This window comes from Pseudomonas sp. 18175 (genome assembly GCF_050432925.1).
GTDB lineage: Bacteria > Pseudomonadota > Gammaproteobacteria > Pseudomonadales > Pseudomonadaceae > Aquipseudomonas.
Map to the genome: position 1 here is coordinate 108154 of NZ_JBKFTO010000012.1, position 21209 is coordinate 129362.

General features: G+C 60.0%; 22 protein-coding genes and 5 tRNA genes. 10 read left to right on the forward strand and 17 right to left on the reverse strand.

Annotated features, from left to right (window positions below):
* Window positions 1-38: 38 nt before the first annotated feature.
* Window positions 39-2189 (reverse strand): DUF1631 domain-containing protein, encoded by a 2151-nt coding sequence (locus ACLD1Y_RS17770; RefSeq protein WP_429479164.1) that lies wholly within the window; start codon window positions 2187-2189, stop codon window positions 39-41.
* A 189-nt stretch (window positions 2190-2378) separates the two neighbouring features.
* Here ACLD1Y_RS17770 and nadC point away from each other — a divergent pair, with 189 nt between their 5' ends.
* Entirely contained in the window at window positions 2379-3227 is an 849-nt protein-coding gene (gene nadC, locus ACLD1Y_RS17775) for a carboxylating nicotinate-nucleotide diphosphorylase (protein ID WP_429479165.1), read from the forward strand.
* A 229-nt stretch (window positions 3228-3456) separates the two neighbouring features.
* On the opposite strand, the gene ACLD1Y_RS17780 is transcribed toward nadC, so the two are convergent.
* The 4 genes from ACLD1Y_RS17780 to ACLD1Y_RS17795 form a co-directional block, all read right to left on the reverse strand.
* A complete protein-coding gene (locus tag ACLD1Y_RS17780; RefSeq protein WP_429479166.1) occupies window positions 3457-3762 on the reverse strand; it encodes a DUF6388 family protein in 306 nt (101 codons plus the stop codon).
* 166 nt (window positions 3763-3928) lie between these two features.
* A tRNA-Thr gene (locus ACLD1Y_RS17785) sits at window positions 3929-4001 on the reverse strand.
* 48 nt (window positions 4002-4049) lie between these two features.
* Complete coding sequence (locus ACLD1Y_RS17790; RefSeq protein ID WP_429479167.1) at window positions 4050-5450, reverse strand: O-antigen ligase family protein; 1401 nt, start codon at window positions 5448-5450, stop codon at window positions 4050-4052.
* Window positions 5451-5485: 35 nt separating this feature from the next.
* Window positions 5486-5902 carry a pilin gene (locus tag ACLD1Y_RS17795; RefSeq protein ID WP_429479275.1) on the reverse strand — a complete coding sequence of 139 codons (417 nt, stop codon included), beginning with the start codon at window positions 5900-5902 and terminating at the stop codon, window positions 5486-5488.
* Window positions 5903-6104: 202 nt separating this feature from the next.
* On the opposite strand from ACLD1Y_RS17795, the gene ACLD1Y_RS17800 reads away from it, so the two are divergent.
* The 4 genes from ACLD1Y_RS17800 to yacG are packed head-to-tail and all read left to right on the forward strand — an operon-like array spanning window position 6105 to window position 8993.
* On the forward strand, window positions 6105-7313 hold the full coding sequence (locus tag ACLD1Y_RS17800; RefSeq protein ID WP_429479168.1) for a type II secretion system F family protein: 1209 nt from the start codon (window positions 6105-6107) through the stop codon (window positions 7311-7313).
* The gene (locus ACLD1Y_RS17805) at window positions 7310-8176 is read left to right on the forward strand and encodes a prepilin peptidase (RefSeq protein WP_429479169.1); all 867 of its coding nucleotides are present in this window, start codon (window positions 7310-7312) and stop codon (window positions 8174-8176) included. The genes ACLD1Y_RS17800 and ACLD1Y_RS17805 overlap by 4 nt, the downstream gene beginning before the upstream one ends.
* Entirely contained in the window at window positions 8173-8796 is a 624-nt protein-coding gene (coaE, locus tag ACLD1Y_RS17810) for a dephospho-CoA kinase (protein ID WP_429479170.1), read from the forward strand. The genes ACLD1Y_RS17805 and coaE overlap by 4 nt, the downstream gene beginning before the upstream one ends.
* A complete protein-coding gene (yacG, locus tag ACLD1Y_RS17815) occupies window positions 8793-8993 on the forward strand; it encodes a DNA gyrase inhibitor YacG (protein WP_429479171.1) in 201 nt (66 codons plus the stop codon). Before coaE ends, yacG begins: the two co-directional genes overlap by 4 nt.
* Here the strand turns inward: yacG and ACLD1Y_RS17820 are convergent.
* Complete coding sequence (locus ACLD1Y_RS17820; protein ID WP_003171680.1) at window positions 8990-9205, reverse strand: hypothetical protein; 216 nt, start codon at window positions 9203-9205, stop codon at window positions 8990-8992. The two genes, yacG and ACLD1Y_RS17820, sit on opposite strands and share 4 nt — an antisense overlap.
* 66 nt (window positions 9206-9271) lie before the next feature.
* Window positions 9272-9961 carry an energy-coupling factor ABC transporter permease gene (locus ACLD1Y_RS17825; protein ID WP_429479172.1) on the reverse strand — a complete coding sequence of 230 codons (690 nt, stop codon included), beginning with the start codon at window positions 9959-9961 and terminating at the stop codon, window positions 9272-9274.
* 101 nt (window positions 9962-10062) lie between these two features.
* On the opposite strand from ACLD1Y_RS17825, the gene ACLD1Y_RS17830 reads away from it, so the two are divergent.
* The 3 genes from ACLD1Y_RS17830 to ACLD1Y_RS17840 are packed head-to-tail and all read left to right on the forward strand — an operon-like array spanning window position 10063 to window position 12279.
* Window positions 10063-10692, forward strand: coding sequence for a DUF1780 domain-containing protein (locus ACLD1Y_RS17830; protein WP_315336904.1), 630 nt, complete (start codon window positions 10063-10065; stop codon window positions 10690-10692).
* A gap of 54 nt (window positions 10693-10746) precedes the next feature.
* A complete protein-coding gene (locus ACLD1Y_RS17835) occupies window positions 10747-10920 on the forward strand; it encodes a DUF3094 family protein (protein ID WP_122489560.1) in 174 nt (57 codons plus the stop codon).
* A 60-nt stretch (window positions 10921-10980) separates the two neighbouring features.
* Window positions 10981-12279 carry an NAD(P)/FAD-dependent oxidoreductase gene (locus ACLD1Y_RS17840; RefSeq protein ID WP_429479173.1) on the forward strand — a complete coding sequence of 433 codons (1299 nt, stop codon included), beginning with the start codon at window positions 10981-10983 and terminating at the stop codon, window positions 12277-12279.
* A gap of 193 nt (window positions 12280-12472) precedes the next feature.
* On the opposite strand, the gene ACLD1Y_RS17845 is transcribed toward ACLD1Y_RS17840, so the two are convergent.
* The 7 genes from ACLD1Y_RS17845 to rluD all read right to left on the reverse strand — a co-directional run bounded on the left by ACLD1Y_RS17845 (window position 12473) and on the right by rluD (window position 17569).
* Window positions 12473-12549: transfer RNA gene (locus ACLD1Y_RS17845), tRNA-Pro, on the reverse strand.
* A gap of 94 nt (window positions 12550-12643) precedes the next feature.
* Window positions 12644-12719 (reverse strand) — tRNA-Lys (locus tag ACLD1Y_RS17850).
* 5 nt (window positions 12720-12724) lie between these two features.
* Window positions 12725-12801: transfer RNA gene (locus ACLD1Y_RS17855), tRNA-Pro, on the reverse strand.
* Window positions 12802-12810: 9 nt separating this feature from the next.
* Window positions 12811-12886, reverse strand: a tRNA-Asn gene (locus ACLD1Y_RS17860).
* Between the two features lie 303 nt (window positions 12887-13189).
* The gene (gene clpB / locus ACLD1Y_RS17865) at window positions 13190-15754 is read right to left on the reverse strand and encodes an ATP-dependent chaperone ClpB (protein WP_429479174.1); all 2565 of its coding nucleotides are present in this window, start codon (window positions 15752-15754) and stop codon (window positions 13190-13192) included.
* Window positions 15755-15884: 130 nt separating this feature from the next.
* Entirely contained in the window at window positions 15885-16610 is a 726-nt protein-coding gene (pgeF, locus tag ACLD1Y_RS17870; RefSeq protein WP_429479175.1) for a peptidoglycan editing factor PgeF, read from the reverse strand.
* Window positions 16607-17569, reverse strand: a complete 963-nt coding sequence (rluD, locus tag ACLD1Y_RS17875) for a 23S rRNA pseudouridine(1911/1915/1917) synthase RluD (protein ID WP_429479176.1) — start codon at window positions 17567-17569, stop codon at window positions 16607-16609. Before rluD ends, pgeF begins: the two co-directional genes overlap by 4 nt.
* Window positions 17570-17718: 149 nt before the next feature.
* Between rluD and ACLD1Y_RS17880 the strand changes: the two genes are divergently transcribed.
* Complete coding sequence (locus tag ACLD1Y_RS17880; protein ID WP_429479177.1) at window positions 17719-18744, forward strand: outer membrane protein assembly factor BamD; 1026 nt, start codon at window positions 17719-17721, stop codon at window positions 18742-18744.
* A 126-nt stretch (window positions 18745-18870) separates the two neighbouring features.
* Complete coding sequence (locus ACLD1Y_RS17885) at window positions 18871-19104, forward strand: PP0621 family protein (RefSeq protein ID WP_429479178.1); 234 nt, start codon at window positions 18871-18873, stop codon at window positions 19102-19104.
* Here ACLD1Y_RS17885 and thiO read toward each other — a convergent pair.
* From thiO to ACLD1Y_RS17900, 3 genes are all read right to left on the reverse strand, one after another.
* On the reverse strand, window positions 19091-20200 hold the full coding sequence (thiO, locus tag ACLD1Y_RS17890; protein WP_429479179.1) for a glycine oxidase ThiO: 1110 nt from the start codon (window positions 20198-20200) through the stop codon (window positions 19091-19093). The genes ACLD1Y_RS17885 and thiO overlap by 14 nt on opposite strands.
* 62 nt (window positions 20201-20262) lie before the next feature.
* Window positions 20263-20664 (reverse strand): type IV pilin protein, encoded by a 402-nt coding sequence (locus ACLD1Y_RS17895; protein WP_429479180.1) that lies wholly within the window; start codon window positions 20662-20664, stop codon window positions 20263-20265.
* A gap of 11 nt (window positions 20665-20675) precedes the next feature.
* Window positions 20676-21206, reverse strand: a complete 531-nt coding sequence (locus ACLD1Y_RS17900) for a pilus assembly PilX family protein (RefSeq protein WP_429479181.1) — start codon at window positions 21204-21206, stop codon at window positions 20676-20678.
* Between the last annotated feature and the right edge of the window lie 3 nt (window positions 21207-21209).

Sequence of the window (21209 nt, forward strand, 5' to 3'; positions counted from 1 at the left end):
GTGTGACCAGTATGCCGCGTTCGCCCCTGCGGTTGCGATCACTTGCCGCGATTGAGTTGTCGCAACCTGCCCACCACGGTCACCAGCGCCCGCTCGAACAACGGCCCGTCGTCCAGGGTATGCAGCGCACCACACTTGAACGCCACCGCCAGTTGACCGGCACTGCGCTCCAATACCTTGAGCCCCGTACGGCTGACAAAAATATAGACATTGGCAGGCGCCATGATTGCCGTGAGCTTGCAACGCTGGACGCTGGTTTCGCCCTCTTCGAACACAACCCAGCTACCGACCTGCAACGCGCGGGCCTTGAGCAGGTCGGGATCATCCTCCGGCAGCGCGTCCACAGGATCTGCCGAGGGGGTACAGAGCACGAACGGTTCGCGCACTTCGATCAGCGCATCGACATCCTCCGGGGCCTGGAGATGCAGGGCCTGCAAGCGCACAAAGAATTCACGGGTACTGAAAGGGTCGAACGCCGCGCTGGTCAAGCCGTCGCGCAAGGCTTTGAGCAGGCCCGGCACCTGGTCCAGCAAACGCTGCCCGGCTTTGGTGTCGTCCTGCAGGCTGACGCTCCAGATCAGCTCATCAAGGGTGCGCAGCCCTGCTTGCCACTGCACCGATTGCTCACCGTGCTTGAGGTTGGCGAGCAACAGCACCTGGCTCCAGGCTTGCTGCACGAACAGCACCACCGAGCGCGGCAGGACCTTGCCCAGCAAGCGCCGATTCAAAACATCGGCGACCCGCTGGCGCACGGCTTCGGTACGCAGGCGGGCTTGCTCGGTATCACGGGTGTGCTGCTCAAGCAGGTCGCTGCGCCGCCGCTCATCGACGGCAAACGTGCTGAACTGTGCCAGCAACTGGGAAAAAATCTCCGCGTCGTCGACAAACTCATGGAGCAAGCGCTGCACCACCTGCTCGATGCGCAGGTATAGGGTGTCGCGCTGATAGTCGGCGTGCGGGCTCCAGCCCATGGCGGTGGCCGCAAGTTCATTGAGCAGGCACCGTGTCGGGTGGCTGGCGCAGCTGAAAAAACTCTTATCCAGCACTGCCACTTTCAGCATCGGTATTTGCAAGCGGCCGATCAAGGCCTTGAAGGCATCCGGCACCGTACGGTCGTTGAGGATAAATTCAAAGAGCATCGCGACCAGGTTGATCACGTCCTCATCCGCTGCCTCCACCACCCGCGACTTGCCGCTCTTGACACTGACACGGGTGAGCAACTGCTCAAGCTGGCTGCGCAGGTCGAAGTCGTCTTCGGCATCTGGCTCAGGCACGTATTGTTGCAAGTGGGACAGCAGGCGCAGCAGGTCGCGGGTGGAAATGGGCTGGGGTTCGGCGCTGGCTTCAAGGGTGGGCGCAACACTGCCGCGCACGGCGACGAGCAAGTGCTGCAACGCGGCGAAGGCTTGCTGGTCTGTGTCATCGCCGGGCTGATCTACCACCGGAGACGCTTCTTCGCGCTGATGGTCCCGTGCAGCACGCCCACCAGGGCGGCGCGACGGGACGGCCTTGAGTTCAGGCAATACGCCCGTCACGACCAGCAGTTGATTGGCTTCGCCGTACAGTTGGTCAGCGTCGCTGAGCACATACTTTTCAAAAAGCTTGAGCATGATCAACTTGACGCGGATCTCCACGCCCAGGCTGCGCCCGGCCCGCAGGAAGAATTCACACAGCAGCGCAGGGCCCAAGGGGTTTTCGCGGTCATCCAGACGGTTGCCCAGCAGGGCACTCAAGCGTGAGGTGAGCTGCCCCAAGGCCAGGCCATCGCGATGGCGCACTCGCCCCAGCATGGCCTCAAGGGCCACGGCTTTTTCCAGGTCGTCCCTGGAGGTGCCCGGCGCCGTTTCGTAGGACACCACCGGCAGCCACTGCCGCTCGCTGCGCCCGGCCTGACCCAGACTGGCAAAGGCCTCGAACAGACGCTCCATGAACACGCGCTCGAAATTCTTGCGCTTGAGGCGCAGGTCACGCATGGCTTCAAAGAAAATATGGTGGTCGAGGTTGTTGCGGGCCTTGTCTGCCATTTCGAACAAGGTGTCGTCGGCGTTATCGAACAGCTCCTGCAAGCCTTGCTGCAATTGCTGCGCCGCCTTGTCGCGCACTTGCAACAACACCACCGGCAACCGGGCGAGCGGTGATGGCGTAGCGTGCGCCTTGTTGATTGGCACCACCTTTCCGTCATTGTGCATCCTGGCCTCCTGAAACGGCGGTATTGGGCGGACGTCAAAGCTATGACGCCAATTGCAAGGCGCGAGATTATCTTGCAAACGAGGGTGTTTACGCCAGCACACTCTGCCATTTGGTCGTAAATGAGCAGGTCGCTGGGTTCAAACGCGCACTGCCCCTATAATCGGGGCACTTTGTTTGTGGAGCCTGTTATGCCCAATCTCCGTCTTGCCGACCTCACCGCCGAAATCGAAGCCAACGTGCGCCGTGCACTCTTGGAAGACATCGGCAGTGGCGACATTACCGCGCAGTTGATCCCGGCCGAACGGCTGGCCACGGCCACGATCATCACCCGCGACGCCGCCGTTATCAGCGGTACGGCCTGGGTGGACGCCGTATTCCGCCAACTGGACCCACGGGTTGCCGTGCATTGGCAGGTGGCCGACGGTGAACGTGTCAGCCCCAATCAGGTGCTGTTCCGCCTCGAAGGCCCGGCGCGTTCGCTGCTCACTGGTGAACGCAGTGCGTTGAATTTTCTGCAACTGCTGTCCGGCGTTGCCACGCGTGCCCGATACCTGGCGGATTTCGTCGCCAGCACCCAGGTCAAGCTACTGGATACCCGCAAGACCCTGCCCGGCCTGCGCCTGGCGCAGAAATACGCGGTGACCTGCGGCGGCTGCCATAACCATCGCATCGGCCTGTATGACGCGTTCCTGATCAAGGAAAACCATATCGCCGCCTGCGGTGGCATTGCCCAGGCGATTACGGCCGCCCACAAGATTGCCCCTGGCAAGCCGGTGGAAATCGAAGTAGAAAGCCTGGATGAACTGCGCGAAGCCCTGGCGGCGGGCGCCGACATCATCATGCTCGACGAGTTGAGCCTGGAAGACATGCGCGAAGCCGTGCGCCTGAACGGCGGCAAGGCCAAGCTGGAGGCCAGCGGCGGAATAACTGAAAGCACCCTGCTGCCCATCGCTGAGACCGGCGTGGACTACATCTCCATCGGCGCGATGACCAAGGATGTGAAGGCAGTGGATTTGTCGATGCGCCTAAGCATCTGACCCTGTAGCGAGCGGGCTTGCCCTAATGCCAGTCAGTTAAGGGCAAACACCGTCAGTGTGGCGAGGGAGCTTGCTCCCGCTGGGCCGCGTAGCGGCCCCAAAGATGGGACTGCTGCGCAGTCCAACGGGAGCAAGCTCCCTCGCCACAGGTTAGCTTTTACTCTTTCTAACCCTTAACTGACTGGCATTGGAGCTTGCCCCGCTCACCACAACAAGCCCGTAGCACTGCTCAGACGACGAGATCATTCATCTCGCAATACTCGTCCCATTCGACACCTAGCACCTCGGCGGCCTCTTTGTGCAAGGCCAGCCGTGCCACTTCAAATTCATCCGCTGTCGAGGTGTACTTGAGGGTCAGCTCCCAGGGCTGATAGCCCTGGCTCTCGGCCTCGTCTTCGAATGCCCACTGAATCTGGTCACGCTGATCATCAGCGCTCAGGTCCTTGATCTCTTCTTTAAGCTGCGGCGACTCCTCAAGGTATTTTTCGAGGGCTGCTTGATGCCGAACTTCCTGGGGCATTTCAGTCGTGGTCATGTTGTTCTCTTTAGATCGAGGAATGGGGATGCATCTGGGACATCAAGGTTGCGCAGATACAAAAGAGCAAGCACGGATGCCGGCTCGTCTGGCCTTCAGAACCATTCTTGGGATCATCTGAAAACGTTGCCTTTGAAGCATTGCCTTTGAAACAGCGTTGCCTTTTTGCCCGAGACAGGAATCGAACCTGCGACCTTCGCGTTACGAGTGCGCTGCTCTACCGGCTGAGCTACACGGGCGGTGGGCTAAAGCTAGCACCGCATCGGGCGTCCGGCAACTTGCAGCACTCAGCGGGCAATCACGCCTTGAGCCCAAAAGCGCGGTTGCAGAAAATTGTCATGGGTGCCGAGGTACTCCCGCTGGGCCTGCTGGAGGTGAGGGACGTCGCGCACCGCGATCACGATCAGCAGACCAACGGCCAACACACTCAAGCCCTTCCACGCAGTCCAGGCCAAAGGCATCGCGGGCGTCACCGGGCCTTGCCACACATGCAGCCCCATCAGCCAACCCACGATCAGCGCCAGCCAGACCTGGGAGTTGGGCATCACGATCACGCCATCAACCATCGACTGCACCAGTGCGCCGATCAACGCGGCAAACAGGCACAACCGCAGCAGGTCCGAACGCTCGCTGGACAGCATCCGCTCGCGCAGCACGCCCAACGTGGCCCAACCGCCCCGCCATGCCAGAGTTGCCACACACAACGCCGATGGCACGCCCCATTCACTGGCCCATTGCAGAATGGCCTGGTGGGGATGCGCGGCGATCTTGTTAGCGATATCGGCAAAATGCATCGGCCCGAAGCCCAGCCATGGATGCTCGGCCAGCATATGCCAAGCTTGCCACCAGATCGGACCTCGGCCTGACAGTGACGTGGTCAGCCGATCACTGGCCCCAGCAGACATGCGGATACCTAGGTAATCCGCCAGTACGGTAAACGCCAACCCGTACAGCAGCATCCCGCCAACCATCGCAGCCAATTGCCAAGCCAACCAGCGCCGCCCCCAGGGCCCGAGCAGCGCCAGCACCACGCCGGCCACCGCCATACCCAGCCAGGTACCGCGAGTGCCGCCACCGATTGCGATCAACCACCAGACGCACAGCAACGTGAACACTACAGCCCGCAGGGAACGGGAGACCGTAGGTATCAGCAAAGGAAGCGCCAGCAATGGCAATGTGAACGTCTGGAATTGACCGTAGAAACGCTTGTTGGAAAAACCGATCAGCAACGCGTCAAGGTCCAGCTCCCGCTCGCCGTGGGACAGGGCAAGCACACCTGCGTACAGGTACTGAATCGACTTGATCAGGCACAGCAACACCACTATCAGGATCAAGACGCGGTCCAACCGCTCGCCACCCTGACGACGCAGCAAGGCAAACGCCACGGCGATTGCCCCACAACTGATAACCAGCGCGACTTCGGTGAACGCCCAAAGCGGCTGGTGGGCCAACGCGGCGGACACCAGGCCCAACGTGATGATCAACATCAGGCCCAGAACGGTAGGCCGGTCCACCAGGCGCTCAGCGGAAGGGACCGACACCCGGTACAGCACCGCGCAAACCCCGATGGCGATCTGCATCGCCCGCTGCAGGTCGTGCCCACTGAACGGCGCACAAATCCCGACAACCAACAGGCATACCGTTACGACCAGGAAAATACTGCCACGCTGCTGTACGGATAACGACATCGGCCACCTCTGCGTCCATGTGGAGGGTTTAGCAGTTATGCCCCGTCTGCGCCGCAGCCCTTGGCGACATATTTTTCTTCAGCGGTCGTGGTGCATTTCCAGCCGGTGGTGGCATTGCGCGTCAGGGTGATGACCTTGTTCAGCACGGGCGCCGGGGCGTCGAGGATTTCGCAGCTGAGTGTGCCCGCACCGGTGGTCACATCACCCGTCACGTCGATCTTGCAGTTGGCGGTGGTGTCGCCGGTGCCGCCGATCAGTGCCAGGGTCGGTACGGTGCCCTGGTTGATGGTGGACTCATACCCGGCCTTCAAGGCCGTAATTTCAGCCAGCCCGGCGGTGAACTTGGCCTTGGCTTGGTGCGTGGTGTACATCGGCAGGCCGATGGTGGCCAAAATGCCGATGATTGCCACGACGATCAACAGCTCGATCAGGGTAAAACCTTTTTGACGTATCACATTCACTCTCCAGGATAGAACTCATGACAAGGCGCATCCTGCGCCCCGTATTGTGCAGCGGCGCCAGTGTACTCATCCGCACGCAGCCAGGCGCCTGCAAGACGCATATTCTGACATTTTATCCTTGGCTTCCCGCCGGCCAGAATCCGTCACCTGACTAAGCTATAAATCTTCGACGACCTCTGCGCGGAACCGTGACATGGACAACGCTTCGACGATCTACGCCTGGGAAGGCATCAACCGCAAAGGGCGCCGCGTGAGCGGGCAAACCAGGGGCCACAATCCCGCCCTGATCAAGGCCCGACTGCGCCAGCAAGGCATCAGCCCTGAGCGTGTGCGCAGGCAGTTACCGAGGCTGCCGGGCCTAACGCCGGCGATCAAGCCAGCGGACATCACCCTGTTCACTCGCCAACTGGCCACGCTACTCAAGGCGGGAGTTGCGCTGCTGCAAGCCCTCGACATCATCAGCGAAGGCTTCGACAACCGCCCTGTACGTGAGCTGGTGCAGGGGCTCAAACAAGAGATTGCCAGCGGCACTAACCTGGCCGACGCCTTGCGCAAACAACCGCGTCATTTCGATGAGCTGTATTGCAACCTGGTGGCTGCCGGCGAACAGTCCGGGGCGCTTGAAACGCTGTTGGAGCGCGTGGCGATCCATCGGGAAAAGAGCGAGCAACTCAAGGCCAGGGTCAAAAAGGCCATGACCTACCCGATCACTGTCCTGATAGTCGCCGGCCTTGTCACCGCCGTGTTGCTGATCCATGTAGTCCCCCAGTTCCAGAACCTGTTCGCCGGCGTCGATGGCAAGCTGCCAGGGTTCACCTTGCACATCATTGCCCTGTCCGAATTCATGCAACAGGCCTGGTGGATGCTGGCGCTCGGGCTGGCTACTGGAGCCATGGGGCTGCGGCAAGCCTATAGGGTGCGCGCTGATTTTCGCGATTGGCTGGACGCCGGTTTGTTGAAAGTGCCCCTGGCAGGCAAACTGCTGAAAAATTCGTCCGTAGCCCGCTACGCCCGCACGCTGTCCACCACCTTTGCGGCGGGTGTTCCGCTGGTGCAAGCCTTGGACTCAGTGGCAGGGGCAGCGGGCAATGGGCCGTTCAAACAGGCAATCGAACATATGCGTCACGATGTATCTACCGGCATGCAGTTGAATCAATCCATGGTCAGCAGCGGCCTGTTCCCCAGCATGGCGATCCAGATGACCGCGATTGGTGAAGAGTCGGGCACCCTGGACTGCATGCTGGAAAAAGTCGCCAGCCATTTTGAGGCCGATGTGGACAACCGGGTCGATCACCTCACCAGCCTGATGGAACCACTGATCATGGTGGTGTTGGGGGGGATTGTGGGCGCGCTGGTGATTGCCATGTACCTGCCGGTGTTTCAGTTGGGGAGCGCGTTTTGAGCCTGTTGTTGAGTGAACACCCGCAAGCCTTTGTCTGGCTGGCGCTGGTTCTGGGGTTGATCGTCGGCAGTTTTCTCAACGTGCTGGTGTGGCGCCTGCCGAAGATGCTCGAACGGGAGTGGCGCGCCCAGGCCCATGAGGTTCTCGGTTTGCCCGCCGAGCCTGCCGGGCCGGTCTACAACCTGATGCACCCCAATTCCTGCTGCCCACACTGCGAGCACCCGATTCGCCCTTGGGAAAATATCCCACTGCTCAGTTACCTGATGCTACGGGGCCGTTGCGCCCGATGCCGAGGCGCGATCAGTGCTCGCTACCCGCTCACGGAGCTGGCATGCGGGCTGATTTCGGCGTTCGTGGCCTGGCATTTCGGCTTTGGCTGGCAAGCGGGCGCGGTGATGCTGTTGAGTTGGGGCTTGCTGGCAATGAGCTTGATTGATGCTGACCACCAACTGCTGCCCGACGTGCTGGTGCTGCCATTGCTGTGGCTGGGGCTGATCGTCAACGGGTTCGGCTTGCTGACCCCATTGCACGATGCCCTGTGGGGCGCGGTGATCGGGTACATGAGCCTGTGGAGCGTGTTTTGGTTGTTCAAGCTGGCCACCGGCAAGGACGGCATGGGCTATGGCGATTTCAAATTAATGGCGCTGCTGGGCGCCTGGGGCGGCTGGCAAATTCTGCCGATGACACTGCTGATGTCGTCGCTGGTAGGTGTGTTTATCGGGCTGATCCTGATGCGGGTACGCAAGACGCAGGCGTCCACGCCAATGCCATTTGGGCCGTATCTGGCAATTGCCGGCTGGATTGCATTGCTCTGGGGTGGTCAAATAACCGACTTCTATTTGCAGTCTGTCGGTTTCAAATGACCACTTCTGTTGCAACACCCTGGATTCTTGGCCTAACCGGCGGCATTGGCAGCGGTAAAAGCGCAGCGGCCCAGCACTTTATTGACCTGGGCATCGACCTGGTGGATGCCGACCATGCTGCCCGCTGGGTGGTGGAACCGGGTCGACCGGCATTGGCCCGTATCGCCGAGCATTTTGGTGCCGGGGTGCTGCAGCCCGACGGCCAATTGGACCGCGCCGCGTTGCGTAAACTGATCTTTGAAGTACCCGAGGAGCGCCGCTGGCTGGAAGCCCTTTTGCACCCGTTGATTGGCGAAGAGATTCGTAGCCATCTGGCGCGCGCGCAGTCGCCTTACGCGATCCTGGTGTCACCGCTGCTGGTCGAGTCCGGCCAATCCAGCATGACCCAGCGCGTGCTGGTGATCGACGTGCCGCAATCACTGCAGATTCAGCGTACCCTGCAGCGCGACGGCATCAGCGAGCAGCAGGTGCAGGCGATCCTCAAGGCTCAATCCAGCCGCGAAGACCGCCTGAAACATGCCGATGACGTGCTGGTCAATGACAAGGACCTCGCCTGGCTGCACAGCGAGGTCGAGCGACTGCACCACTTTTACCTTACTTTGCGTGGAGGCCGATCATGAGCCAACCCTTGACCGTCGATTGCCCAACCTGCGGCGCACCCGTGGAATGGACAGCGACCAACCTCAACCGGCCGTTTTGCTCGGACCGTTGCAAACTCATCGACCTGGGCGCCTGGGCCGCCGAAGAACACAAGATCCCGGTAGCACCGGATGCCGAAGACGAACTGTTTTCCGAAAATCTACCGCCGCGCCATTAAGGGCGCATAAAGGCGTATTCCTGCTGGTCGTCGAGGTTCTCTGCAAGGTATTGCAGCTCGTCGGCCAGGTCTTCGAAACTGCGCACGCCCTTGCTCTGCTGCACCACCGCGCTGAGCATGGCACGCAGGGTCAAGCCGGGGTCAAAGCCGATTTCCTGTGCCGCGTCCTGGCTTCTGCGCAACTCCTGCCGTGCCCATTCGTACACACTCATGATCCGTGCTCCTGGAAAAATTCTGCAGAGCATGGGCTTGCCTGGGTGCGCGGGATTTGATCTGGATCAACGCTGCGAATCGTCTTCCTTCCAGGGCGCCGAGAGGTAGCGGGTGCGGTTGAACGTTTCCAGCCATTCCGGGCAAAACACCACCAAAGCGCTGATCACCATGCCGTTGATAAACGCTTCGGGGAAGATGATCAGCCACAGGTAGCCGACAAAATCTTCCAGCCATTCGGGCATGGCGAAAACACCGTCGCACCACAGTAGACCCAGCCCGAACAGCAGGCAGAGCAACGCCGACAGCGCGGCGGCAAAAAAGCCCGAACAGAAGATATACACAAAGGGATTGCGCGGTTGTGCGCGCTCCACCAACAGCGCACAGCATTCGGTGACCAGCACCGGCAGGCCGATCAGCAACAAGCCGTTGACGCCGAGGGCTGCCAGGTCCTGGCGCCCCAGCAACATCAAACCAAGCTGGGCGGCAAACCCGCCGACGATCGCCAAGGGCCAGTCCAGCAGCAGGGTCACGGCGGTCATGCCGATAAAATGGTAGGAGACCCCGGTATCGAAATCCCGTCGCACCAACCACAACATAAACAGCGCGAACACGGTGCCGAACAGCAAATGCTGGCGCCGTCGGTCAGCGAACAACTCTACCCACGGCGAACGGAGGATCGCCCACAGCACCAGCGGCGCATACAACAGCCAACCAACACCGAGGGTTTGTGGTGCGAGCACAGTGGCGCTGATCACGGCGGCATTCCCACACTTGAATAAAGGGTAAGCCGCCAGTCTACACCGACCTTTTGCAGCAGGACTTCCTGCGGTCATCATTTGAACGCTAAGCTGGTGGCATGGATGACTCAGATTACTTGCGCCTGCTCACCGTAGCGGCCGAACAAGCCAACGCGTTTTTGTCCAATGCCCGCAAGTGGGAGCGTGAGCGTTGGGTCTGCCAGCGCCTGCTGCAAGGCCTGAATGTGCCGTACCGAGCCGAAGAATTTCACCCGGCTGGGCAAGAGCCGCCGGACGTGTTGTTTCGCGATGCCAGTTTCGAGGTGTTTTTTGTACTGGACGAAGGCCGGCGCCTGAACGACGAATGGCGCGACGAACTGCTGCGCCGGCGCAGTGCCTTCTCCCTGAGCCAACTGGTACGGCGCGAAGCCAAGCCGCGGCGCATTCCGGCCCATGAATTCCTGCTGCGCCTGGCGCCCACGTTGCGCAAGAAGGCCCACAACTACAAAGAACGCGGGATGGACCTGGGGGAGCTGGACCTTGTCGCCTTCACCAGTCTCAAGCGCGAGGTGCTCGACCTCAATAGCCATTTCCCGCCGCCGACGGAATACCTGCGCCAGGGCTGGCGCTCGCTGTCCCTGGTGGGGCCGACCTTTGCACGGGTGCTGTTCGCCCATCCGGACGCGCCGGATTTCTTGCGCAACAACCTGGGCCGCAGCATAGTGTTCGACGTGGGCATCAGCCTCTGATCCCCCCGACTGTAACGTGGCGCCCTTTTGCAACGTCTACCTGACGAGGCCTTTATGACCAGCCGCCTGAACCCCGATGACCAACAGCATGTCGAAGAGTACCTGCAACTCTCCCAGAACAGAGTCGAGCGCAAGCCTTTCCGGCCGTGGCTGCTCCTTTGTGTGGTGCTGGTAGTGGTGATCGGGCTCGGTCTGCTGAGCCGCCTTTTGAGTTACCTGACGCTATGAGCTGCCTGGCGCTCGCGGGGGTAACTGCTCCGATTTCTTTTAGCCTTGCGAGATATCCCCATGACCCATCGTATTATTATCGTCGGCGGCGGCGCCGGCGGCCTGGAGTTGGCTACCCGCCTGGGTAAGACTCTGGGCAAGCGCGGCACCGCCAGCATCACGCTGGTGGACGCCAACCTGACCCATATCTGGAAACCGCTGCTGCACGAAGTCGCTGCCGGTTCGCTGAATTCTTCGGAAGACGAGCTCAATTATGTTGCCCAGGCCAAATGGAACCACTTCGAGTTCCAACTGGGGCGCATGAGCGGGCTTGATCGCGAACAGAAGAAAATCCAGCTGGCCGCCACCCTCGATGAAGAAGGCCGCGAGCTAGTGCCCGCGCGCGTGCTGAGCTATGACAGCCTGGTGATCGCGGTCGGCAGCACCACCAATGACTTCGGCACCGAGGGCGCGGCGCAACACTGCCTGTTCCTCGATACCCGTAAACAGGCCGAGCGTTTCCATCAGCAATTGCTCAATCACTATCTGCGCGCCCATGCGGGGCAGACCGACGTGGTGGAGCAGATCAGCGTCGCCATCGTTGGCGCGGGTGCCACCGGCGTAGAGCTGGCTGCCGAGTTACACAACGCTGCCCACGAACTGGCAGCCTACGGCCTGGACCGCATCAAGCCGGAAAACATGCACATCACCCTGATCGAAGCCGGCCCACGGGTATTGCCTGCCCTGCCGGAGCGGATTGGCGGGCCTGTGCATAAAACCCTGGAGAAACTCGGGGTCACCGTGCTGACCAACTCAGCGGTAAGCGAAGTGACGGCCGACGCGCTGATCACCAGCAGCGGCCAGGTGATTCCCGCCAGCTTGAAGGTGTGGGCGGCCGGGATTCGTGCACCAGGCTTCCTCAAGGACATTGATGGCCTGGAAACCAACCGCATCAACCAATTGCAGGTGTTGCCGACGCTGCAAACCACCCGTGACGAGAACATCTTCGCCTTTGGCGACTGCGCCGCCTGCCCACAACCGGGCACCGACCGCAACGTGCCGCCACGGGCCCAGGCCGCTCACCAGCAGGCTTCGCTGCTGGCCAAGTCGCTGAAGCTGCGTATCGAAGGCAAGGACCTGCCGAGCTACAAGTACACCGACTACGGCTCGCTGATTTCGCTGTCGCGTTTTTCCGCTGTGGGTAACTTGATGGGCAACCTCACTGGTAGCGTCATGCTGGAGGGTTGGTTGGCGCGGATGTTTTATGTGTCGCTGTACCGCATGCACCAGATGGCGCTGTACGGGTTCTTCCGTACGGCAATGTTGATGCTGGGGAGCAAGATTGGGCGTGGGACTGAGCCACGTCTCAAATTGCATTAACAACCGGGTCTAGAATGTGACATGGTAAATGTGGGAGCGGGCTTGCTCGCGAATGCGGTGGTTCAGTGCCAGATGCACTGACTGACACACCGCATTCGCGAGCAAGCCCGCTCCCACATTTGCTTTGCGCAGGATTCAGGATTTACGCAGACAAAAAAAATCCCCGTATCTTTCGATACGAGGATTTTTAATATGGTCGGGGTAAGGGGATTCGAACTCCTGACATCCTGCTCCCAAAGCAGGCGCGCTACCGGACTGCGCTATACCCCGGTAAAAAAAAGGCGACCTTTCAGTCGCCTTCTTCGATCAGCGCTTTTGGCCTCTGATCTTAAGATTCGATTCCAGCGTTAACTGGTCTCAAAAATGGTGGGTCGTGTGGGATTCGAACCTACGACCAATTGGTTAAAAGCCAACTGCTCTACCAACTGAGCTAACGACCCAAATATGGTCGGGGTAGGGGGATTCGAACTCCCGACATCCTGCTCCCAAAGCAGGCGCGCTACCGGACTGCGCTATACCCCGGTTTGAAATTGGCTCCGTGACCAGGACTCGAACCTGGGACCCAATGATTAACAGTCATTTGCTCTACCGACTGAGCTATCACGGAACTACATATTTCAAATGTACAACTTCTACTGCGGTGTAACCTTCTCTTCGAGTCTTCCGTATCGCTACGTTGTCATGTCTGAGGCGCGCTATTCTACAATCTTAAAAACCCCTGTCAACCCTTTAAATTGCTTTTAAGACAATGATTTGCGCTTGTTTCTGATTTCTTCTTGGGGAGAAGAAACCCGTGGGCTGACGTTGTTGCGGGGCGCACTTTACTAGCCTTTTCCTTACAGTTCAACGCCCTATCGAAAAAAAAGGCCCCGCGATGCGGGGCCTCCTTTTACAACACCACTGACTGGGCTTAGTGGAAGACAATTTCGTCGTTTTCCACAGTCGCTTCGACGCTGGTGCCAGGCATAAAGCTGCCCGACAAAATCAACTGCGCCAGTGGGTTCTCGATCCAGCGTTGGATCGCACGTTTCAGAGGCCGTGCGCCATACACCGGGTCGTAACCGACCGCGATCAGCTTGTCCAACGCCTCGCTGCTCAGCACCAGGTTGAGCTCGCGCTCTGCCAGGCGGCTACGCAGGCGACCCAGTTGGATCTCGGTGATACCCGCGATCTGATCCCGCGCCAGAGGCTCGAAGATCACCACTTCATCGACCCGGTTGATAAATTCCGGGCGGAAGTGGCTGGTCAGCGCATCCATGACAGCAGCGCGCTGGCCTTCACGGTCCCCCACCAACTCCTGGATCTGCGCAGAGCCCAGGTTGGAGGTCATCACGATCACCGTATTACGGAAGTCCACGGTACGCCCGTGGCTGTCCGTCAGGCGGCCGTCTTCCAGCACTTGCAGCAGGATGTTGAACACATCCGGATGCGCCTTCTCGACCTCATCCAACAGGATCACCGAGTAAGGCTTACGCCGCACGGCTTCGGTCAGGTAGCCACCTTCCTCGTAGCCCACATAGCCTGGTGGTGCGCCGATCAGGCGAGCCACCGAGTGTTTCTCCATGAACTCGGACATATCGATCCGCACCATGGCCTCTTCAGTATCAAAGAGGAACTCGGCCAAGGCCTTGCACAGCTCGGTCTTACCCACGCCGGTTGGGCCGAGGAACATAAACGAGCCGCTTGGGCGATTAGGGTCGGACAAACCGGCCCGCGAACGCCGCACTGCGTTGGACACGGCCACCACAGCCTCTTCCTGGCCAATCACACGTTGGTGCAACAAGTTTTCCATCTTCAGCAGCTTGTCGCGCTCACCTTCGAGCATTTTCGACACTGGAATACCGGTCCACTTCGAGACGACTTCGGCAATTTCTTCCTCGGTCACCTTGCTGCGCAGCAACTGGTTCTCAGGCTTGCCATGCTGATCGACCATCTGCAGGCTGCGTTCCAGGTCCGGGATGACCCCGTACTGCAACTCGGCCATGCGGTTCAGGTCGCCTTTACGGCGCGCCGCTTCCAGTTCCTGGCGGGACTGCTCGATCTTTTGCTGGATCTGCGCAGAGCCCTGCACTTCAGCTTTTTCCGACGTCCAGATTTCTTCCAGGTCCGAATACTCGCGTTCCAGACGGACGATTTCTTCCTGGAGTTTTTCCAGGCGTTTCTTCGCCGCGTCGTCTTCTTCTTTCTTCAGGGCCTGGGACTCAACTTTCAGTTGAATCAGGCGCCGATCCAGACGGTCGAGCACTTCCGGCTTGGAGTCGATCTCCATGCGAATGCGGCTGGCCGCTTCGTCGATCAGGTCGATGGCCTTGTCGGGCAACTGGCGGTCAGTGATATAGCGATGGCTCAATTTGGCCGCCGCAATGATCGCGCCGTCAGTGATTGCCACCTTATGGTGGACCTCATACCGCTCTTTCAGGCCACGCAGGATCGCGATGGTGTCTTCTTCGCTCGGTTCTTCCACCAGCACTTTCTGGAAGCGACGCTCAAGAGCGGCATCTTTTTCAATGTACTGGCGATATTCGTTGAGCGTCGTGGCACCGACACAGTGCAACTCACCCCGCGCCAAGGCTGGCTTGAGCATGTTGCCCGCGTCCATGGAGCCTTCGCCTTTACCGGCGCCGACCATGGTGTGCAGTTCGTCGATAAACAGAATGATCTGCCCTTCCTGCTTCGACAGCTCATTAAGCAGGGATTTCAGGCGCTCTTCGAACTCACCGCGGAACTTGGCGCCAGCGATCAACGCCCCCATGTCCAGGGACAGCAGGCGCTTGCCTTTAAGGCCGTCCGGCACTTCACCGTTGATGATGCGCTGGGCCAGACCTTCGGCAATCGCGGTTTTACCCACGCCAGGCTCACCGATCAGCACCGGGTTGTTCTTGGTGCGACGTTGCAGCACCTGGATAGTGCGACGAATTTCATCGTCACGGCCGATCACCGGGTCGAGCTTGCCGTCTTCGGCGCGCTTGGTCAGGTCGACGGTGTATTTATCCAGGGCTTGGCGCGACTCCTCATGGTTGGGGTCGTTCACCGCGTCGCCACCACGCAGGTTGTTGATGGCGTTTTCCAGGGCTTTCTTGCTCACACCCTGGCCCAGCAACAACTTGCCGAGCTTGCTGTTTTCGTCCATGGCGGCGAGCAGCACCAGTTCGCTGGAGATGAACTGGTCACCTTTTTGCTGGGCCAGACGGTCTGCTTGATTAAGCAGGCGCGCCAGGTCCTGGGACATATTCACGTCGCCGGTCGGGTTTTGGATTTTTGGCAGTTGGTCGAGCTCTTTGCTCAACTCCTTGCGCAGGCTGTTGACGTCGAAGCCCACCTGCATCAGCAAGGGCTTGATAGAACCACCTTGCTGTTCCAGGAGCGCCTGCATCAAGTGCGCAGGCTCAATGGCCGGGTGGTCGAGGCCCACCGCCAAGGATTGAGAGTCAGACAGTGCCAACTGTAATTTGCTGGTTAAACGATCAATACGCATTAGTCACCTTCCTTTTGAGCAGGCCGGAGCTATAAAACATCCTGAATGAAGAAACCTGCCAGATACCCCTATAGATGGGGTGGATTCTGGAAGTTTCAAGCGTTCGACAGTTGACCCAAGTCAGGAGAGTCTAGCGTTCCAGCCAGATAAGGGAGGCAAACCGACCAGTGCGAGGACTGCGGCGGTAGGAAAAGAAGCGCGGGTCGTTCACGGTGCAGAAGCCGCCGCCATAAACAGCAGTGACACCCCGCGCGGCAAGGCGCAGGCGAGCCAGCTTATAGATGTCAGCCATGAACTTGCCGGGGTTGCGGCTGGGCACGAAAGCTTCGGCGCTGATCGGCAGTTGCTGCATGAAGGCTTCGCGCACTTCCGGGCCGACTTCAAAGGCTTGCGGGCCAATGGCTGGGCCGAGCCAGACCAGAACCTCGCCGGGTTCGGTATCCAGGCTTTCAAAAGCGCCTTCCAGCACACCCGCTGCCAGGCCGCGCCAACCGGCATGGGCCGCCGCAACACGGGTGCCGGCGCGGTTACAGAACAGAGCAGGCAGGCAATCGGCAGTCATCGAGGTGCAGGCGATGCCTGGGGTGCTGGTCCAACTGCCATCCGCTTCGACGGTGCGACTGGGGTCGGCTTCGACCACAGTGACCCCGTGAACCTGACGCAGCCAGGCCGGCTGAATATTGAAGGCATCACTAAGACGACGGCGATTCTCAAGGACGGCCTCGAGGCTGTCCTCGACATGATCGCCCAGGTTGAGGCTGTCGAACGGCGCCAGACTGACGCCGCCCGCACGGGTGGTGACGCAGGCTTTCACCTGAGCCGGCGCAGGCCAGTCAGGAATCAGCCAGTCACTCATCCGATAAATGCCTCGCGGTCCTGCTTGAGCAGCGACAGCAACCAGACCAGATCGTCTGGCAGAGGCGATTCCCAGCTCATGCGCTTACCGCTCGTCGGATGATCCAGCTCCAGGAAGCGTGCATGCAGTGCCTGGCGCGGGAAGGTTTTCAACGATTCAACCATGGTCTGGCTGGCCGCAGGCGGAATGCGGAAGCGACCACCGTAGGCAGGATCGCCGACCAACGGGAAGTTAATGTGGGCCATGTGCACCCGAATCTGGTGGGTACGACCGGTTTCCAGCTTGACCCGCACATGGGTGTGGGAACGGAAACGCTCCAGCACACGGTAGTGGCTAACGGCCTGCTTACCGCCCTCCATCACCGCCATACGCTGGCGCTGCTGGCCGTGACGACCGATTGGGGCGTTGATCTTGCCACCGGCCACCACGACGCCGATCACGATGCACTCGTAGATCCGGCTGACGCTGCGGCTTTGCAGTTGTGTGACCAACTGCGTCTGCGCCTGAATGGTCTTGGCCACCACCATCAAGCCGGTGGTGTCCTTGTCCAGACGGTGCACGATGCCGCAGCGCGGGACGTTGACGATGTCCGGCACATGGTGCAACAGGGCATTGAGCAAGGTGCCATCAGCGTGCCCGGCAGCCGGGTGAACCACCAGGCCTGCGGGTTTGTTGATCACCAGGATGTCGTCGTCTTCGTAGACGATGTCCAGTTCAATGTCCTGGGCAATCCATTCTCCCTGGGCTTCCTGCTCGGCAGTCAGCTCAAGAATCGCACCGCCATGGACTATGTCTCGCGGGCGGATAACCGCTCCATCCACAGTCAGGCGGCCGTCTTTGATCCAGGCGGAAAGGCGCGAGCGCGAGTGCTCAGCGAATAATTGTGCGGCGACTTGATCGAGGCGTTGGCCGCCCAATTCGGACGGCACCTCTGCGCGAAGTTCAATTTTATCGGACATGCTCAGACTAGGCGTGGCACAGCCTTTGGTTTCGGCTGCGCGCTTGTGGTTAAATACGGCGTCTTTTGCCCCGAGGCTTTCAACGGGGCGCTCATCATAACAGGACGGCCCCGCCCAAGACAGCGGCCGTCATAGGGACGCAAGCCGCCATGCAAGTGAAACACCTGCTGCTGATCGCCATCCTCGCCATGACTGCTGCTTGCTCGTCAACAAAGGAAGTCGTCGACGAAAACCTGAGCGAAGTCGAGTTGTACCAACTGGCTCAGAAAGACTTGGACAATAATAGCTACACCAGCGCCACAGCCAAGCTGAAGGCCCTGGAGTCACGCTATCCGTTCGGGCGCTACGCCGACCAGGCCCAACTTGAGTTGATCTACGCCAACTACAAGAACGCCGAGCCGGAAGCTGCCAAGTCTGCTGCCGAGCGCTTTATCCGCCTGCACCCGCAGCATCCGAACGTGGACTACGCCTACTACCTCAAGGGCCTGACCTCGTTCGACCAGGACGTTGGCCTGCTGGCGCGCTTCCTGCCGCTGGACATGACCAAGCGTGACCCGGGCGCTGCCCGCGACTCCTACAACGAGTTCGCCCAGCTGACCAGCCGCTACCCCAACAGCCGCTACGCACCGGATGCCAAGCAGCGCATGATCTACCTGCGCAACCTGCTGGCGTCCTACGAGATCCATGTGGCCCACTACTACCTGACCCGTCAGGCTTACGTAGCCGCTGCCAACCGTGGTCGTTATGTGGTGGAAAACTTCCAGGAAACCCCATCCGTGGGTGATGGCCTGGCCGTGATGACCGAGGCTTACCAGCGTCTGCACTTGGACGAGCTGGCCAACACCAGCCTGGAAACCCTGAAACTCAACTACCCGGATCACCCAAGCCTGAAAGACGGCCAGTTCGTACCGCAGGTTGCCGAAGCGGACAACCGCTCGTGGCTGAGCAAGTACACCTTGGGCCTGATCGAATCCCGTCCACCGCTGCCGCCGGGCGAAACCCGCGCCAACCAGGACGTGATGAAACAGTTCCAGGACGCCAAAGAAGCCATTCCTTCGGACCTCAAGCCGCATGACGAGAACGGCGACGTGATCGAAGAAGAAGAACCGCAGGCCCTAGGCAACAACCAGGACCGCTCGTGGTTCAGCTACATGACCTTCGGTGTGTTCGACTGATCCAGCCGGCGCAACGCAAAAAGGGAGCCCTCGGGGCTCCCTTTTTTATGGGCCAGCATTATTGCGCTGTGCGCCCGCAACGTCCTTGGCTAAACTGGCGCATTCCTTGTCGAGAAATTACCCATCATGGTTCGTCTACTGTTCTGGATTGCCGTTATTGCTGCCGCGGTATGGTTCTGGCGCAAATTCAAAAGCCCGGCCGCCAAACAGCAACGTACCGGCGAGCCCGGCGCCGCCCTGATGGTGCGCTGCGCCCACTGTGGCGTGCATCTACCGCAGGACCGCGCCTTGAGCTCACGCCAGGAGTGGTATTGCACCCAGGCGCACCTGGAGCAAGGGCCGAAATCTATCCAGCGTTGATCCGACCTTCGGGCGCATAAGGTGCCGGATCAATAATCGGCGCGTGCCCCAGCAATAAATCGGCGAACAACTGGCAGGACGCCGGCGCAAGTACTAGGCCATTGCGGTAATGCCCACAATTGAGCCACAGGCCGTTAAAGCCTGGCACCGGGCCGATATAGGGAATGCCCTCCGGTGAGCCGGGCCGCAAGCCGGCCCAATGCCCCACCACCTCGGCGTCAGCCAGAGCCGGGATCAACTCTATTGCCGACGCCTTGAGGCTTTCCAACGCCGACTCGGTTGGCGTTTTATCGTAGCCCTCATGCTCCAGGGTGCTACCGATCAAAATGTGCCCGTCGCGTCGAGGGATCGCATAACGACCCTTGGCCAGGACCATGCTCGACAGGAAGTCCGAAGCGCACTTGTACAGGATCATCTGGCCTTTGACCGGCTCTACCGGCAACGCCAGACCCAATGTACCGAGCAGATCCCCACTCCATGCCCCGGCCGTCAGTACAACCTGATCGCCTAAGATCGGACCATGAGCCGTATTGACGCCGACCACGGTACCGTCATCCACAACGAACCCGGTCACCTCGCACTGCTCGCGAATGGTTACGCCTGGCAGCGCCAGGAGGGCCGCTTTGAGGGACTTGACCAGGCGCGGGTTACGCACGTTCGCCACATTAGCCATGTAGATCGCTTGCGAGTAACCGCCGCCAAGCACCGGAACGGCATCATGAGCGGCTGAAATGTCTACTTTGCTCAGGGGCCGTCCTTCACGTACGGCCCAGGCCAGTGCCTCGGTCTCATCATCCAGGTCAAGCCAATACAGGCCTGTGGTATGAACCTGCGGATCAACTCCCGTGGCAGCAAACAGGCGCTCGGCCAGCTGTGGATAAAAATCCTGGGACCAATGGGCCAGCGCAGTGACCGCGGGGCTGTAGCGCCACGGATACAACGGCGAAACAATACCGCCACCGGCCCAGGAAGACTCCTGCCCCAACCCAGCCCGCTCCAGCAACACAACCGCCTGCCCCTGGGAGGCCAAGTTGAACGCCGTCAACAAGCCGATGACTCCGCCACCGACAATCACTACCTGCTGTTGCTTTGCCATCATTTGATCCAGCCGATAAATAGGAACAAGCGCACCCGGCGCCCAGTCATCCAGCACCCTCATCATTGCCCCCAACACGCCGTGCGCGACATGTCAGGTGCGGCACCCGGGTTGGCTCGCGCACCGGTACTGGCCAGGCTGAATTCGCCGCAAGGGTCACCCGCCATCACCGAATCAACAACAGGCGTGGCCACCAAGTAGAAATCCTGAGGGGTCAATGCAGCGGTGATTCTATAGCGATCATTGCCCGCACTGACGCCGCCGGCATCAATAAAAGTGCCGTTTCTCGTATAAAAGCGTTCCAGGTGCTGAGCTTGCTCAGTCAACAGCCCGACAATTTCCGTGCGATAGACCTTTTTCATATGACTGGCATATCCGGGGTAAGCGATCCCGGCCAAAAAAGCGATGATCGTCACCGCGACCAGTAACTCGATCAAGGTAAAACCCTGGTTGTCCCTATCCATTCCACTGCTCCCTATTGAAGTTGTCTCCATGCCACTCGCCGAAATCGCGAACCGCCCTTCCCCTCCACCCGCACATACAGACTTTCCAGCACTGTGCGCGACTGACCACTGAGCCCCACCGCCGTCAGCCGATACAACGCGGCCGGGGATTGCGCTGGCAATTGGGGCAGCCCCAAGGCCACCCCCAAGGATTGAATGCCGTAGAAGCCACCCTTCACAGCAACCCATGCAACGCCGGAAACAGGGCCTACACCTGCGCCCATCACGGAAAACGCCTCGGGCGGTGGCGCACACGCAACGATGGATTGGCACAACGGCAACGCCGCAAATGCACGCCGCACAGTCGCCTCCCCCAGCCTCAGGCCGCTCTCGGCACTTTGAAACGACTGATTGCGATGCCAGAGGCTGCCGGCGATTTTTTGTTGGGCGGCCGCACCTTGCAGGGATGACAGGCCGATCAGCGACAACAGCAGCAGAAATACGAGACCAATCAACAGAACCATGCCGCCTTGAAGCCGTTGACCGTGTTCGGCAAGTACCATGAC

Coding starts and splice junctions, on each gene's coding strand:
- ACLD1Y_RS17770 (WP_429479164.1), bottom strand. CDS start 2,189: ATGCACAATGACGGAAAGGTGGTGCCAATCAACAAGGCGCACGCTACG.
- nadC (WP_429479165.1), top strand. CDS start 2,379: ATGCCCAATCTCCGTCTTGCCGACCTCACCGCCGAAATCGAAGCCAAC.
- ACLD1Y_RS17780 (WP_429479166.1), bottom strand. CDS start 3,762: ATGACCACGACTGAAATGCCCCAGGAAGTTCGGCATCAAGCAGCCCTC.
- ACLD1Y_RS17790 (WP_429479167.1), bottom strand. CDS start 5,450: ATGTCGTTATCCGTACAGCAGCGTGGCAGTATTTTCCTGGTCGTAACG.
- ACLD1Y_RS17800 (WP_429479168.1), top strand. CDS start 6,105: ATGGACAACGCTTCGACGATCTACGCCTGGGAAGGCATCAACCGCAAA.
- coaE (WP_429479170.1), top strand. CDS start 8,173: ATGACCACTTCTGTTGCAACACCCTGGATTCTTGGCCTAACCGGCGGC.
- yacG (WP_429479171.1), top strand. CDS start 8,793: ATGAGCCAACCCTTGACCGTCGATTGCCCAACCTGCGGCGCACCCGTG.
- ACLD1Y_RS17820 (WP_003171680.1), bottom strand. CDS start 9,205: ATGAGTGTGTACGAATGGGCACGGCAGGAGTTGCGCAGAAGCCAGGAC.
- ACLD1Y_RS17830 (WP_315336904.1), top strand. CDS start 10,063: ATGGATGACTCAGATTACTTGCGCCTGCTCACCGTAGCGGCCGAACAA.
- ACLD1Y_RS17835 (WP_122489560.1), top strand. CDS start 10,747: ATGACCAGCCGCCTGAACCCCGATGACCAACAGCATGTCGAAGAGTAC.
- ACLD1Y_RS17840 (WP_429479173.1), top strand. CDS start 10,981: ATGACCCATCGTATTATTATCGTCGGCGGCGGCGCCGGCGGCCTGGAG.
- clpB (WP_429479174.1), bottom strand. CDS start 15,754: ATGCGTATTGATCGTTTAACCAGCAAATTACAGTTGGCACTGTCTGAC.
- pgeF (WP_429479175.1), bottom strand. CDS start 16,610: ATGAGTGACTGGCTGATTCCTGACTGGCCTGCGCCGGCTCAGGTGAAA.
- rluD (WP_429479176.1), bottom strand. CDS start 17,569: ATGTCCGATAAAATTGAACTTCGCGCAGAGGTGCCGTCCGAATTGGGC.
- ACLD1Y_RS17880 (WP_429479177.1), top strand. CDS start 17,719: ATGCAAGTGAAACACCTGCTGCTGATCGCCATCCTCGCCATGACTGCT.
- ACLD1Y_RS17885 (WP_429479178.1), top strand. CDS start 18,871: ATGGTTCGTCTACTGTTCTGGATTGCCGTTATTGCTGCCGCGGTATGG.
- thiO (WP_429479179.1), bottom strand. CDS start 20,200: ATGGCAAAGCAACAGCAGGTAGTGATTGTCGGTGGCGGAGTCATCGGC.
- ACLD1Y_RS17895 (WP_429479180.1), bottom strand. CDS start 20,664: ATGGATAGGGACAACCAGGGTTTTACCTTGATCGAGTTACTGGTCGCG.
- ACLD1Y_RS17900 (WP_429479181.1), bottom strand. CDS start 21,206: ATGGTACTTGCCGAACACGGTCAACGGCTTCAAGGCGGCATGGTTCTG.